The sequence below is a fragment of the Blattabacterium cuenoti genome (assembly GCF_014251775.1).
GTDB lineage: Bacteria > Bacteroidota > Bacteroidia > Flavobacteriales > Blattabacteriaceae > Blattabacterium > Blattabacterium cuenoti_H.
In genome coordinates, this window is sequence record NZ_CP059199.1 from 400,528 (window position 1) to 414,139 (window position 13,612).

Annotated in this window: 15 protein-coding genes and 1 tRNA gene; 11 read left to right on the forward strand and 5 right to left on the reverse strand. The window is 20.7% G+C overall.

Going from position 1 to position 13,612, the window contains the following annotated elements:
- Position 1: 1 nt before the first annotated feature.
- Positions 2-1,708, reverse strand: a complete 1,707-nt coding sequence (locus H0H58_RS01985) for an ABC transporter ATP-binding protein (RefSeq protein WP_185864894.1) — start codon at positions 1,706-1,708, stop codon at positions 2-4.
- Positions 1,709-1,799: 91 nt separating this feature from the next.
- Here H0H58_RS01985 and nusB point away from each other — a divergent pair, with 91 nt between their 5' ends.
- Genes nusB through H0H58_RS02005 form a run of 4 tightly spaced genes read left to right on the forward strand, consistent with a single transcriptional unit; the run spans position 1,800 to position 3,734 of the window.
- Positions 1,800-2,693, forward strand: a complete 894-nt coding sequence (gene nusB / locus H0H58_RS01990; protein ID WP_185864895.1) for a transcription antitermination factor NusB — start codon at positions 1,800-1,802, stop codon at positions 2,691-2,693.
- Positions 2,686-3,009, forward strand: coding sequence for a preprotein translocase subunit YajC (yajC, locus tag H0H58_RS01995; protein WP_185864896.1), 324 nt, complete (start codon positions 2,686-2,688; stop codon positions 3,007-3,009). Before nusB ends, yajC begins: the two co-directional genes overlap by 8 nt.
- Before the next feature lie 15 nt (positions 3,010-3,024).
- Positions 3,025-3,621, forward strand: coding sequence for a dephospho-CoA kinase (gene coaE / locus H0H58_RS02000; protein ID WP_238785123.1), 597 nt, complete (start codon positions 3,025-3,027; stop codon positions 3,619-3,621).
- Positions 3,622-3,623: 2 nt separating this feature from the next.
- Positions 3,624-3,734 (forward strand): 30S ribosomal protein THX, encoded by a 111-nt coding sequence (locus H0H58_RS02005; RefSeq protein WP_185864897.1) that lies wholly within the window; start codon positions 3,624-3,626, stop codon positions 3,732-3,734.
- 16 nt (positions 3,735-3,750) lie between these two features.
- Here the strand turns inward: H0H58_RS02005 and H0H58_RS02010 are convergent, their stop codons facing one another.
- A complete protein-coding gene (locus tag H0H58_RS02010) occupies positions 3,751-4,470 on the reverse strand; it encodes a zinc metallopeptidase (RefSeq protein ID WP_238785124.1) in 720 nt (239 codons plus the stop codon).
- A gap of 80 nt (positions 4,471-4,550) precedes the next feature.
- On the opposite strand from H0H58_RS02010, the gene H0H58_RS02015 reads away from it, so the two are divergent.
- Positions 4,551-5,852 (forward strand): NAD(P)/FAD-dependent oxidoreductase, encoded by a 1,302-nt coding sequence (locus H0H58_RS02015; protein ID WP_185864898.1) that lies wholly within the window; start codon positions 4,551-4,553, stop codon positions 5,850-5,852.
- 384 nt (positions 5,853-6,236) lie between these two features.
- On the opposite strand, the gene H0H58_RS02020 is transcribed toward H0H58_RS02015, so the two are convergent.
- The gene (locus H0H58_RS02020) at positions 6,237-6,689 is read right to left on the reverse strand and encodes a PaaI family thioesterase (protein ID WP_185864899.1); all 453 of its coding nucleotides are present in this window, start codon (positions 6,687-6,689) and stop codon (positions 6,237-6,239) included.
- A gap of 31 nt (positions 6,690-6,720) precedes the next feature.
- Between H0H58_RS02020 and H0H58_RS02025 the strand changes: the two genes are divergently transcribed.
- The 6 genes from H0H58_RS02025 (at position 6,721) to miaA (ending at position 12,222) form a co-directional block, all read left to right on the forward strand.
- Positions 6,721-7,275, forward strand: coding sequence for an isopentenyl-diphosphate Delta-isomerase (locus tag H0H58_RS02025; RefSeq protein WP_185864900.1), 555 nt, complete (start codon positions 6,721-6,723; stop codon positions 7,273-7,275).
- The gene (locus H0H58_RS02030; protein ID WP_185864901.1) at positions 7,272-7,685 is read left to right on the forward strand and encodes a 6-pyruvoyl trahydropterin synthase family protein; all 414 of its coding nucleotides are present in this window, start codon (positions 7,272-7,274) and stop codon (positions 7,683-7,685) included. Before H0H58_RS02025 ends, H0H58_RS02030 begins: the two co-directional genes overlap by 4 nt.
- A 5-nt stretch (positions 7,686-7,690) precedes the next feature.
- Complete coding sequence (gene gcvT / locus H0H58_RS02035; RefSeq protein ID WP_185864902.1) at positions 7,691-8,803, forward strand: glycine cleavage system aminomethyltransferase GcvT; 1,113 nt, start codon at positions 7,691-7,693, stop codon at positions 8,801-8,803.
- An 85-nt stretch (positions 8,804-8,888) separates the two neighbouring features.
- Positions 8,889-10,205: an MATE family efflux transporter gene (locus H0H58_RS02040; protein WP_262887161.1), complete on the forward strand. Its 1,317-nt coding sequence runs from the start codon at positions 8,889-8,891 to the stop codon at positions 10,203-10,205.
- A gap of 10 nt (positions 10,206-10,215) precedes the next feature.
- Positions 10,216-11,298 carry a chorismate synthase gene (gene aroC / locus H0H58_RS02045; RefSeq protein WP_185864903.1) on the forward strand — a complete coding sequence of 361 codons (1,083 nt, stop codon included), beginning with the start codon at positions 10,216-10,218 and terminating at the stop codon, positions 11,296-11,298.
- A 12-nt stretch (positions 11,299-11,310) separates the two neighbouring features.
- On the forward strand, positions 11,311-12,222 hold the full coding sequence (miaA, locus tag H0H58_RS02050; protein WP_238785126.1) for a tRNA (adenosine(37)-N6)-dimethylallyltransferase MiaA: 912 nt from the start codon (positions 11,311-11,313) through the stop codon (positions 12,220-12,222).
- On the opposite strand, the gene H0H58_RS02055 is transcribed toward miaA, so the two are convergent.
- Positions 12,223-12,297, reverse strand: a tRNA-Val gene (locus H0H58_RS02055). It lies immediately after the preceding gene.
- 30 nt (positions 12,298-12,327) lie between these two features.
- Positions 12,328-13,593 (reverse strand): bifunctional folylpolyglutamate synthase/dihydrofolate synthase, encoded by a 1,266-nt coding sequence (locus H0H58_RS02060; RefSeq protein ID WP_185864904.1) that lies wholly within the window; start codon positions 13,591-13,593, stop codon positions 12,328-12,330.
- Positions 13,594-13,612 lie beyond the last annotated feature (19 nt).

Genomic DNA, 13,612 nt, shown 5'->3' on the forward strand with positions numbered 1-13,612 from the left:
TTTATTTTTTTAAATTTTTAAAAATTTTTCCATTATCCAATTCTATAAGTAAATTATAATCAGATATATAATTCATATCATTAGTAATAATAATAATAATACTTTTATAAAATTCTTTTTGAATAAAATTCATAATTGTTATTTTAGTTTTATTATCCATTGCGGAAAAACTATCATCAAAGATTATTATTTTTGGATTTCTTATAATAGCTCTTGCTATACATATTTTTTGTTTTTGTCCACCAGATAAATTAATACCTTTTCCACCTATAATAGTATCGTAACCATTATTAAAATCAAAAATATCTTCTTCCATCATAACATTTTTCATAATACGATAAATACTATTATAATGTATTCTTTTATACGCTCCTAATGTAACATTATTATAAATAGAATCTGAAAATATAAAAGATTCTTGAGGAACATAGCCAATATTACTCCTATAATCATATAAATTATAATTAACAATAGGTGTATCATTCATCAATATTTCTCCATCATTTGGATCATATAATCTAGATAATAATTTTGCTACAGTTGTTTTTCCGGACCCTGTTTTTCCTGTTAATACTAATGTATTACCCCCATTTAAAATAAATGATATATTATTAATTATATTAGTACTATTACCATAATTAAAACTAACATTATTAAATTGAATCTTTTTAACAAATTTTATTTTTGTTAATATTCCATTTCCAATATTATACATTTTTGATTTTTCTCTTAAAAATTCATTTATTCTATTATTTGAAATTTTTGCTCTTTCTATTATAGTAATTACCCAACCCAATATAATAATAGGAAATATTAATATATTTATATAAGTAAAAAATTCAACAATGACACCTATTTCTTTTATATCTCCTTCAAAATACTTTTTACTACCAAAAAAAAGTACAAAAACATGACTAAGACCAATAAAAAAAATTATTATAGAAGATAAAACTGTTTCAAATTTTGCTAAAATAACATTTTTATTTTTATAATCTAATACAATTTTTTTATGTTTATTAGAAAATAAAAGTTCTGCTGAAAAGGATTTTACAATTTGAATTCCTGAAAATGTTTCCTGAACAAAAGAAGATATATAAGACTGCATTTTTTGCACACATTTTCCATTTTTAGAAATATTAATACTTATCCAATAAATTAAAATAAAAAGAATAGGAATAGGAGAAAGAACATAAAAAGTTAAAGATTTATTTATTCGAAACATTTGTATAAAAACAATAAAAAAAAGAATGGATAAATTTATAAAATACATCATTCCAGGTCCTATATATTGTCTTATAAAAGAAATATCTTCTGTCAACCTATTCATTAAATCTCCAGTAGAATTTTTATTATAAAAATACAAATCTAACTTTTGATAATGTAAAAATATATCATTTTTAATATCAAATTCAATCATTCTAGATGTAGTAATAATAAACTGCCTCATATAATATTTTACAAATCCTCCTATAATAGGAACTATTAATATTATAACAGCATTAAAAAAAATTTCTTTTTTAAATAAAGCAATATTTTTATTATTTGATAAATCTAAAAATAAATTTTTAATTGAATTGATAGATTTTCCTATATAAGGAATTGGGATAACAGTTAAAATATTTGAAATAAAAATTAATATTAATCCAAAAAATAAACGTGATTTATATTTTTTACAATACTTTTCGCTAAAAGTTAGTAAATCATTCATATATATAAAAAAAATAAAAATATAAACTTTTTTAGTTTAATTTTTTATTTATATAATTGTAAATATTAATTATTCAATATTATTTAGCAAAATGTCAATAAGAAGACAATTTAGAATAAAAGTATTACAATTCTTATATGCACAATATTTATCTAATATAGATTTCTATCAAATAGAAAAAAATCTGCTGAAAAGTATTGAAGAATTAAATAATCTATATTTATCTCTTCTTTGTTTAACATTAACCATTAGAGATAATATATTAATTCTAGAAAAAAAAATTCCTTATAAAAAACTAAATTTTGCAAAAAATTTTGCTCATAACTTTATTATAAAAACTTTATACAAAAATAAATATTTATTAGAATTACATAATTCTTCCAAAAATATATGGAAAAACAATAATATAATCGTTTTTTATTTCATAAAAAAAATGAATAAATTACCATTAAAAGAAAATTTTAATTCTATTAAAGATGAAAAACTTTTTTTTATAAAAAATTATCAAAACTTATTTTCATCTAACATAAAATTATTAGATTTTGTAGAAGAATTTTATTCTAATGGATTAGAAAATTATTCTATTGCTCATAATATAGTTTATAAAACTTTTCTTCTTATAAATAGTCAAAATTCTGATAAATTTAAATTATATAATTTCTATGAAGATATTGAAAATAAAAAATTTATTATTAATTTATATTGGAATACCATTCTACATAAAAAAGAATTGAATATAATAATAAAACGTACATCAAAAAACTGGAATATTAAAAGAATAGCAATTATAGAATTAATTATATTACAAATGGCTACTTGTGAATTTTTATATTTTCCTAATATTCCTCCTAAAGCTACAATTAATGAGTATATAGAAATATCGAAAATATTTTGTATGGAGAAAAGTAAAAATTTTATTAATGGGATATTAGATAATATCTATAAATCTTTAGAAAAACAAAAAAAATCTAATAATTATGTATAACAAATTATTATTTCAACAGAATTCTGTTCTTAATACAATCTGTATGTTTTCATTAATTTCTATTATATTTTATTTTTTCATGATTAGACCGCAAATACAAAGACAAAAAAAAGAAAGAAATTTTCAAGAAAATTTAGAAAAAGGAAAATATATAGTAACAAATTCAGGAATACACGGAAAAATTATAGAAATAACAAAAAATTTTTGTATTCTAGAAACTGTATTGGGAAAAATAAAACTTGAAAAAAGTACAATATCTAAAGAATTAACACAACTTAGATATAATAATATTTATAAAAAAGAATATGAAAAATAAAATATTAAAATAAAAATGAAATTAATAGGAATAACTGGAAATATGGGAACTGGAAAAACTTTATTTTCATCATTTTTAAAAAAAACTGGAATCCCAGTTTATTGTTCAGATGATAGAGGAAAAATTTTAATGAATAATCAAAATGTAATAAAAAAAAATATTATAAGATCTTTTGGCAAAGAATCTTACAAAAAAAATAAATTAAACAATTTTTTTTTATCAAAAAAAGTTTTTAGTAATCCACCAGCATTAAAATTATTATGTTCTATTGTTCATCCTTGGATTAATTTAGATTTTGAAAAATGGAAAAAAAATGTTTCAATAAACAATCCTTTATATATAATCAAAGAATCAGCAATTTTATTTGAAAGTGGTTTTTATAAAAAATGTGATATAATCATAACATTGACTTCATCTTTAAATAAAAAATTAGAAAGAATTATAAATAGAAATAAATTATCTGAAGAAGATATTATCAATCGCTTAAATAATCAAAAAAAATTTCTAAAAAAAGAGAAAATCAAAGAAAGTATTAATAATATTGTTATTAACAACAACTCATCAAAAAATGAACTACAAGATAAAGCAAATTTTATTTTAAAAAAAATATAAAAATGGGAAAAGGTGATAAAAAAACTAGAAGGGGGAAAATTGTAAATAAAACATATGGAAAAACACGTCCTAATTCAAAAAATTTAAAAAAAAGAAAAAAGAAAAAAAAATAAAAAAAATTAATTTTAATTATTTCTTGTTATCATCAAAAACTGATATAAAATATGCTAAATTAGTCAAATCCCCTAAAGCTGCAATAATATAAGTCATAGCAGCTAAATTTAACGAACTTTTTACTTGAGAATATTCTTTATAATTAACTAAATTTTTTTTCTTTAACCAATTTAAAGCCCTTTTACTCGCATCAAATTCTATAGGTAATGTAATTAATGAAAAAATAACAATTAATGAAAATAATATTATTCCAATTTTTAGAATAATTGAATATTTTCCTTCAGAACTATAAAAAATAGCTAAACCATATATAATAGATAGATGAGTAATTCTTGAACTAAAATTTAAAATAGGTACTAAATTATCTCTTAATTTTAATAAAGTTCCACCTAATTTATGTTGCATAGCGTGACCACATTCATGCGTAGCTATGGCAATAGATACTGCATTTTTTTTAAAAAAAACATTTTTACTTAAATTTATTGTCTTGTTTAATGGATTATAATGATCAGTCAAATTACCATTTACTAAATGAACATTAACGTCATTAATTCCATTATCCATTAACATTTTTTCTGCTATTTCTTTCCCAGATAAATTAGATTTCACATAAAATTTAGAATAATGATTTAATCTAATTTTAATAATTGTATTAATAATGATATTAAATAGTAAAAAAATACCAGTAATTAAATAATAATTATCCATAATATTATCTATTATATCAATCAACAAAAATATTAATTTTTTATTAAAAACGAAAATATAATATAAATTAGTGTTAAATGCATCAAATAAAATTTGACAATTAATTTATGAATATTCCAATAAATAAAAATCTAAAAAGAGTAGTAATTATTGGTGCTGGATTTTCTGGGATACAAGTTGCAAAAAAATTAAGAAGAGATAAATATCAAGTAGTACTTATAGATAAAAATAATTATCATACTTTCCAACCACTATTATACCAAGTAGCTACTGCAGGGTTAGAGCCAGATTCCATAGCACATTCTATTAGAAATATAATAAAAAATACAAAAAACTTTTTTTTTAGATTAGCTAATGTTGATTATATCAGCACTAAAAAACAAATAATATATACTAATGTTGGAGAATTATTTTATGACTACTTAATTATTGCAACTGGATCTATTACCAATTATTTTGGAAATAAAAATATTGAATATTATTCATTACCAATGAAATCAATTCCAGAAGCTTTGAATTTAAGAAGTCTTATATTACAAAATTTTGAGTATTCTTTATTAACAAATAATCAAAAAAAAAAAAAAAGACTTATGACATTTGTAATTGTAGGAGGTGGACCAACTGGAGTAGAATTAGCGGGTGCCTTAGCCGAAATGAAAAAATATGTAATTCCTCATGACTATCCAGATTTAGATAATAAAAATATGGATATTCATTTATTACAAGCATCTCCAAGACTTTTAGATGGAATGTCTAAAACATCTGCTGAACAAGCTTATAAAAATTTAAAAGAATTAGGAGTAACTATATGGTTAAATTGTTTAGTAAAAGATTACGATGGAAAAGTAGTATTAATAGAAAAAGATAAAAATATAGAAACTGCTAATGTTATATGGGCTGCTGGAGTTAAAGGAGCAATTATAAAAGGTTTTTTAAAAGAAGATATAGAAAATAATAGGATATTAGTTAATAATTATCTCAGAACTATAAAATATAAAAATATATTTGCTATTGGAGATATTGCTTACATGAAAAAAAATAAATTTTATCCAAATGGACATCCAATGACAGCACCACCTGCTATACAACAAGGAAATTATTTAGTTAAAAAATTTAATTTATTATTAATAAACAATGAAAATATAGATAAAAATTATCCTCCATTCATTTATAAAAATCTAGGATCAATGGCTACCATAGGTAGAAATAAAGCTGTTTGTGATTTTTCGTTTATAAAATTAAAAGGATTTTTAGCATGGATAATTTGGATGTTTGTTCATTTAGTAAGTTTAGTAGGATTTAGAAATAGAGTAATAGCATTAACAAATTGGATTATTCAATATTTTCAATATAACAAAAGTGTTCGATTAATTATCAGACCATTTTGTAGAAAAAAAAAAGTTTTATGAAAAATTTTCTTCTTTTACAAATAAGAAATATTTACTATTAGAAATATTATTAATTAAATATTATTATTTTTATTAAGTACTATCCATAATATAAAATAATTTTTATTGGATAAGAAAAAATAAATTATTAGTTTTATTAAATATAATATTCTAACATTTATTATTTTTATAAATATTCTCATTAAAATCCAGTTAATGCTGATTTTATTTCTATATTAAATTTATAAAATTATATGGAATAGATAGGATATAATTAATTTTTCTTAAAAATTTTTATATTACAGGTTTTTAAAATATAACTAAATTATTATTATATTATATTAATAATAATAGTTTTATATATTTTTTTACCTAATTTAATTAATTAATATTGGAAATAAATTATCATCTTAATATATTATTTTTTATAATTAAATTAGTCATTTTGCAAAAACTAATTGTGTTCTTTTTTTCATCAAAAATGTTACATTTTACTAAATGTAACATTTTTCCCTTATGAAAAATTTCTGCTTCGGCTAATAAAAATCCCTTTTTAACATATTGAACATGATTAGATGATATTTCAATATTAAATAGACTAAATTTATAAAATTTTTTTTCATCGTTTTTTAAATTTAAAAAAGACAAAGAACATCCTACTGATTCAGCAAAAGAAACAATTACACCACCATGTAAATATCCAAAAGGATTTAATAATTTAGACCTGATAGGTATTTTGGCTATTAAAAATTTAATATCAGAAGATATAAAAATAAATTTTATGTTTAAAATATTTAAAAAATTATTATTTTTTAATCTATTTAATTCCATTAATAATTTTCTTGTATTTTTAATCATTTTTGTTGAAAAAAAAATTTTACATATTATAATGAAAAATTATAATCATAAACATAAAATAGATAAAAATTTAATTCCATTAATAGATAAAATCCATAATAAAATTATTGGTTTTGATAACAAAGAAATTATCCATAAAAATGGATTATTACATAGTGCTGTATCTGTATTTATTTTTGATAAAAGAAAAAATAACTTAATGTTACAAAAAAGATCTTTAAAAAAATATCATTCTCCTTTACTTTGGACTAATACATCTTGTAGTCATCCAACCAAATATGAATCTATTTTAGAAGCTGCTCATCGTTGTTTAAATAATGAAATGGGCTTTGATTGTCACTTAGAATATAAATTTTTTTTCAATTACTATGAAAAATTTGATAATGGAATTATTGAAAATGAAATAGATTATGTTTTTATAGGATATTCCGAAAAAAATCCAAATATCAATTATGAAGAAGTAGATAATTGGAAATGGATATCTTTAAAAGAATTGTTAAAAGATATTTATATATTTCCACATATATATACAGTCTGGTTGAAAATTATTCTTAAAAATTATATTCACAAATTAAAAATAAAATGAAAATTATTATAAGTAAAAAAGGTTATTTCAGTTCTGCTCATAGATTATATAATAAAAATTGGGATCACAACAAAAATTTAAAAATATTTGGAAAATGTGGTAATTTAAATTACCATGGTCATAATTATGAATATATTGTAAGTTTAAGAGGTAGAATAAATAAAGAAACAGGATTACTATTTAATTTAGAAAAATTAAAAAATATTCTTAAAAAAGAAATAGAAGAATATTTTGATCATAAAAATATTAATTTAGATTTAAAAGAATTCCGTTTGATTAATCCTACTATGGAAAATATAGTAATTTTTATGTGGAATAAAATTATCAAAAAAATCCCTTCAAATCTAGAATTAAAAATAACTTTATATGAAACAAAAAATAACTTTGTTGAATATTATGGAGAATATTGAAAATAATGAAAAATTTTTTTAAAACATCATTATATGATACTCATATAAAATTAGGTGCAAAAATGATTAATTATTCAGGATTTTATATGCCATTACAATATACATCTTCTATAAAAGAACATATATATGTAAGAAAATATTCTGGAATTTTTGATGTAAGTCATATGGGTAAATTAATTATCAAAGGAAAATCTTCAAAAGATTTTATCCAAAGATTAACCACAAATGACTTAAATGAAATAAAAATAGGAATGGCTCAATATACATGTTTAATTAATAATAAGGGTGGAATTATTGATGATTTAATTATTTATCAATTAAATAAATATGAATATTTATTAATAGTTAATGCAATAAATATTGAAAAAAATAAAAACTGGATAATTAATAATATAAAATTATTAAAATATGAAAAATTAGAACTAATTGATATTTCTAATAATAATTCTTTATTATCTATACAAGGACCATTATCCATGTATTATATTAAACAATTAACATCTATTCCTTTAGAACAAATACATTTTTATCATTTTAGAATAGGAAAAATATGTGGGATCGATAATATTTTAATATCTCGTACAGGATATACTGGATCTATAGGATTTGAAATTCTTGTATCCAATAAATATGTAAAAGAAATTTGGAATCAAATAATAAATATAGGAAATGGAAAAATTATCCCATGCGGAATTGCTAGTAGAGATTCATTAAGACTAGAAATGGGGTATAGATTATACGGAAAAGATATTTCAGAAAAAATTACTCCTATAGAATCCGGTTTATCTTGGATAGTAAAATTTACTAAAAAATTTATTTCAAGAGAAATCTTAGAAAAACAAAAAAAAACGGGATTTCATAAAAAATTTATTTCTTTTTTTATACGAAAAGAAGATAATTTTATTCCTAGAAATGGATATTCATTAGTAGATAAAAATAAAAATAAAGTAGGAATAATTACCTCTGGTAATTATTCCCCTATTTTAAAAAAATGTATAGGATTAGGATATTTATTTAAAAATGATAATGAAGAAAATTTATTATTTATTATAGCTAGAGGAAAAAAAATTCCTATTTTTAGAAAAAAAATACCTTTTATAAAAATTAATAATTTATAATAAAAAAATTATATATAACAATATTAATATTATTAATATAAACTTAAAAAATTTTAAAAAAAATATTCTATTATCATTTCCTATTATTTTTACCCAATTTGGGACAATATGTATAGGATTATTTGATAACCTAATGGTAGGATATCTTGGAAAAGAAGCAATTGCTTCAGTATCATTGGCAAATTCAGTTTTTTTTATGTTAATAATTTTTGGATTAGGTATGTCTATGGCTATTCCTCCATTGATTTCCTATGCAGATGCAAAAAAAAATTATAAAGAAGTTGCTATGATATTTTACCATAGTATGGTATTAAATTTTATTTTATCATTAGTTATGTATGGATTAGTACATATATTTTTTTATGCATCTCCTTATTTCGAACAACCTAAAGAAATCATGGATCAAACAATCTCCTTCCTAAAAATTTTATCCATTTCTTTTTTTCCATGGATAATGTTTGAAATATTTAGAAAATTTTCAGAAGGGTTGCAAATAGTTTATCCTAGTCTTATTATAACTTGGTTAGCGGCAATTATTAACGTAATATTAAATTATTTATTTATAAATGGATATTTAGGATTTCCTAAATTAGGTTTTATTGGGGTTGCTTATGCAACTTTAATATCAAGAATTATTATGTTAATCGGAATTTCTTTTATATTATATCTTAAATATAATAAAATTAGATTTTATGTTAATTATTTAAAATTTTTAACTTTAGAAAAAACATATATAAAAAAAATATTAAAAACTGGAATTCCATCTGGATTACATATGTTATTTGAAATGGGATCATTTGCTGTATCTTCATTTATATCAGGAAAATGCGGAATAAAAGTTTTAGCGGCTCACCAAGTGGTTATTAATCTTGTATCTTCTACTTTTCTTATAATTACAGGTTTTTCTATTACAGCTACAATCAGAATTAGTAATCAATTAGCTTTAAAAAAATATTATAAATTAAATAAAATAGGATTGGCTATTATTTTTATGGGGTCCATTGTTATGTTAATATGCAGTTTAATATTTATCTATTTTAGAAATGAAATTCCTTATTTTTATATAAAAAAAAATGATTATGAAATAATACCTATCATAGAAAAAATGATTATAATTGCTAGTATTTTTCAAATATCTGATGGAATTCAAGGGATCACTATAGGAATATTAAGAGGATTACAAGATTTTAAAATACCTATGTGGATTAGTTTTTTTTCTTATTGGATTATAGGATTACCTATCTCTTGGTTTTTATCATTAAAAATGGGTGGAATTGGTGTATGGATTGGAATAGGAATAGGATTAACCATATCATCTATATTACTTATTATAAGATATAACATAGTAATAAAAAATATTATCAAATATCAAAAAAAAATATCTACAATAAAAAAAATTTAACAATTATATTATGGCAGGAAATACTTTCGGTAATCTATTTAAAATTACGACTTTTGGAGAAAGTCATGGAGAAGCTTTAGGAGGAATAATTGATGGATGTCCTTCTGGAATAAACATTGATATGAAAAAAATTCAGTTTGATTTAAATAGAAGAAGACCAGGACAATCATTGATTGTTTCTTCAAGAAATGAATTAGATAAAGTGCATTTTTTATCTGGAATATTTGAAGGAAAAACAACTGGAACTCCTATAGGATTTATTATCTATAATAAAGATAAAAAATCAGAAGATTATAAAAATTTACAAAATACTTATAGACCATCTCATTCCGATTTTACTTATGAAAAAAAATATGGAATAAGAGACTATAGAGGAGGGGGTAGATCATCCGCAAGAGAAACAATTTGCAGAGTAGTAGCTGGATCTATAGCAAAACAAATTATAAAAAATATAAAAATAATTTCTTATGTTTCCAGTATAGGAGATATATCGATAAATAAACCTTATCAAAAATTAAATCTATCTATAGATTCTATTGAAAAAAGTCCTGTAAGATGTCCTGATTCTGATGTATCAAAAAAAATGATTTCAAAAATTCAAGAAATAAAAAGTAATGGTGATACAATAGGAGGAATTATAACTTGTATAATTAGCAATGTTCCAATAGGAATTGGAGAACCAGTATTTAATAAACTTCATTCTGAATTAGGAAAAGCTATGCTATCTATTAATGCGGTAAAAGGATTTGAATATGGAAGTGGTTTTGATGGAACTAAATTAACTGGTTCTAATCATAATGATTTATTTTTTTCAAGTGGAAAAACCAAAACAAATTTTTCTGGGGGGATACAAGGTGGAATATCCAATGGAATGGATATTTATTTTAGAGTAGCTTTTAAGCCTGTAGCCAGTATAATGAAAAAACAAGAAAACCTTGATAATTTAGGAAAAATTGTTACAAACAAAATAGTAGGTAGACACGATCCTTGTGTTTTACCCAGAGCAGTTCCTATAGTTGAATCAATGGCAGCATTAGTCTTAGTAGATTATTGGATGCAATCAAAATTATCTAAATATTCTTCTATTCTATGATGTTACAAAAACATGAAAAAAAACTTAATTACTATAGTAGGACCTACTTGTGTTGGAAAAACTAATTTATCTATTTTTTTAGCCAAACAATTAAAAACAGAAATTTTATCGAGTGATTCTAGACAATTTTATAAAGAATTAAAAATAGGAACTTCTTTACCATCTTTAAAAGAATTAAAATCTGTTCCTCATCATTTTATAGGTCATTTAAGTATTCATCAATATTATAATGCTAAATTATTTGAGAGAGATTCTCAAATAAAAATTAATGAATTATTTAAAAAATATTCCATTCTAATTATGGTAGGAGGATCTGGATTATATGAAAAAGCAGTTATAGAGGGATTATCCGATATTCCTAATATTAATATTAATATTAGGAATGATTTAATTGTTTCTTTTAAAGAAAAAGGAATTAAATATTTACAAAAAGAATTTTTTCAAGAAAAAGAAAAATATCATCTAAAAAATATAGATATTAATAATCCTATCAGATTAATCAGATATTTAGAAATTATAAAATCTACTGGGAAATCTCCAGATTTCTTTTTCAAAAAGAATAAAAAAAAGATAAATTTTTATCCATTAAAAATTGGATTAATTTTATCTAAAAAAAAAATTTTTCACAAAATTAATAAAAGAGTAGATAATATGATTAAAAATGGATTATTACTTGAATCAAAAAATCTTTATCCTTATAAAGGTTTAAATAGTTTAGAAACTATAGGATATAAAGAAATTTTTGATTTTTTAGATAAAAAAAATAATTATAAATTTTCTGATGTAGTAGAAAGAATAAAAATTAATACAAGAAAATATGTAAAAAAACAATTAACCTGGTATAAAAAATGCACGAATATAAATTGGTTTAATCCAGAAGAAAAATATAAAATATTAGAATTTATTATAAAAAAAATAAAATAATGGGCAATACTGGATTTGAACCAGTGACCTTCTGCTTGTAAAACAGATGCTCTAAACCAACTGAGCTAATTGCCCAAAAAAAAATTTCTTAAATTTAAGAAAAAATTATAATAATAAAAAAACTTCTGATACAACAAATGTACTTCCACTTATTAAAATTATATCGTTATTTTTTGCATTTTTTTTTGCAGAAATAAATGCCATTTTTACTGATTTAAAAAAATTAATATTTTTATTATTATGTTGATTTTTTAAAAAAAAATTATTTACTAATATTTTCAAACTTTGAATATCATACTTTCTTTCTATATTAGGTTGACAAAAATATAAATATGTTTTTTTATAAGAAAACATATTTAAAAATGAATTTATTTTTTTTCCTTTTACAAAACCTAATACTAAATGTAATCTTTCATAAGATTCTTTATTCAATTGAGAATTAATCATATATATGCCTTTTTCATTATGAGCTACATCACAAATAATTCTAGGATTTTTTTTTTTTAAAATTTCCCATCTTCCTTTAAAAGAAGTATTTTTTTTAATATTATTTAATCCATCGATAATAGATTTTTTAGATATAAAAAAATTTTTTCTATTTTTTAGGATATCTATTGTTTTTAATACTAATTCTTTATTTAAATATTGATAATTAACATCATCAAATGATGATTGAAACAAATTATCTTTTTTAGAAGGGAAAACAAAATAAATTGGAGAATTTTTTTTAAAAGAATCTATTAAAAAAAAATATTGTATAGTTTTAGAATTATTTGGTCCTATTATTACTGATACATTTTTTTTTATTATTCCTGATTTCTCAAAAGCTATTTCTAATTCATTTTTACCTAAAATTTCCATATGATCCATACTAATATTAGTAATTATAGATAACTCTGGAATTATAATATTAGTAGAATCTAATCTACCCCCCATACCAACCTCAATCACTGCCAAATCAACTTTTTTTTCTTTAAAATATTGAAAAGCCATAGCCGTGTTTAATTCAAAAAAAGAAATCGATTTTTTTTCAATAAAAAATTGATTCTTTTCTATAAATTTAATAATAAATTTTTTTTCGATGTATTTACCATTATAAGATATTCTTTCTCTAAAATCTAATAAATGAGGTGATGTAAATGAACCAACTTTATACCCTTCTTCTTGTAAAATAGAATATAACATGTTTACTGTTGATCCCTTCCCATTAGTTCCTCCAACATGAATACTTTTAAAATATTTTTGTGGATTTCCTAAATAATTGCAAAAGCTTTTTATTCTATTTAATCCAGGTTTATAACATTTATATCCATATTTTTGATAAATAGGAAGACGATTAAAAATCCATTTAACTACTTTAGTATAATTCAATTTTTAAAATTAAAAATAA

Excerpts from the sequence above, each read along its gene's own strand:
- aroC (WP_185864903.1), top strand. The coding sequence starts at position 10,216 with ATGGCAGGAAATACTTTCGGTAATCTATTTAAAATTACGACTTTTGGA.
- nusB (WP_185864895.1), top strand. The coding sequence starts at position 1,800 with ATGTCAATAAGAAGACAATTTAGAATAAAAGTATTACAATTCTTATAT.
- gcvT (WP_185864902.1), top strand. The coding sequence starts at position 7,691 with ATGAAAAATTTTTTTAAAACATCATTATATGATACTCATATAAAATTA.
- H0H58_RS02025 (WP_185864900.1), top strand. The coding sequence starts at position 6,721 with ATGAAAAATTATAATCATAAACATAAAATAGATAAAAATTTAATTCCA.
- yajC (WP_185864896.1), top strand. The coding sequence starts at position 2,686 with ATGTATAACAAATTATTATTTCAACAGAATTCTGTTCTTAATACAATC.
- H0H58_RS02015 (WP_185864898.1), top strand. The coding sequence starts at position 4,551 with ATGAATATTCCAATAAATAAAAATCTAAAAAGAGTAGTAATTATTGGT.
- miaA (WP_238785126.1), top strand. The coding sequence starts at position 11,311 with ATGAAAAAAAACTTAATTACTATAGTAGGACCTACTTGTGTTGGAAAA.
- H0H58_RS02005 (WP_185864897.1), top strand. The coding sequence starts at position 3,624 with ATGGGAAAAGGTGATAAAAAAACTAGAAGGGGGAAAATTGTAAATAAA.
- H0H58_RS01985 (WP_185864894.1), bottom strand. The coding sequence starts at position 1,708 with ATGAATGATTTACTAACTTTTAGCGAAAAGTATTGTAAAAAATATAAA.
- coaE (WP_238785123.1), top strand. The coding sequence starts at position 3,025 with ATGAAATTAATAGGAATAACTGGAAATATGGGAACTGGAAAAACTTTA.
- H0H58_RS02020 (WP_185864899.1), bottom strand. The coding sequence starts at position 6,689 with ATGATTAAAAATACAAGAAAATTATTAATGGAATTAAATAGATTAAAA.
- H0H58_RS02030 (WP_185864901.1), top strand. The coding sequence starts at position 7,272 with ATGAAAATTATTATAAGTAAAAAAGGTTATTTCAGTTCTGCTCATAGA.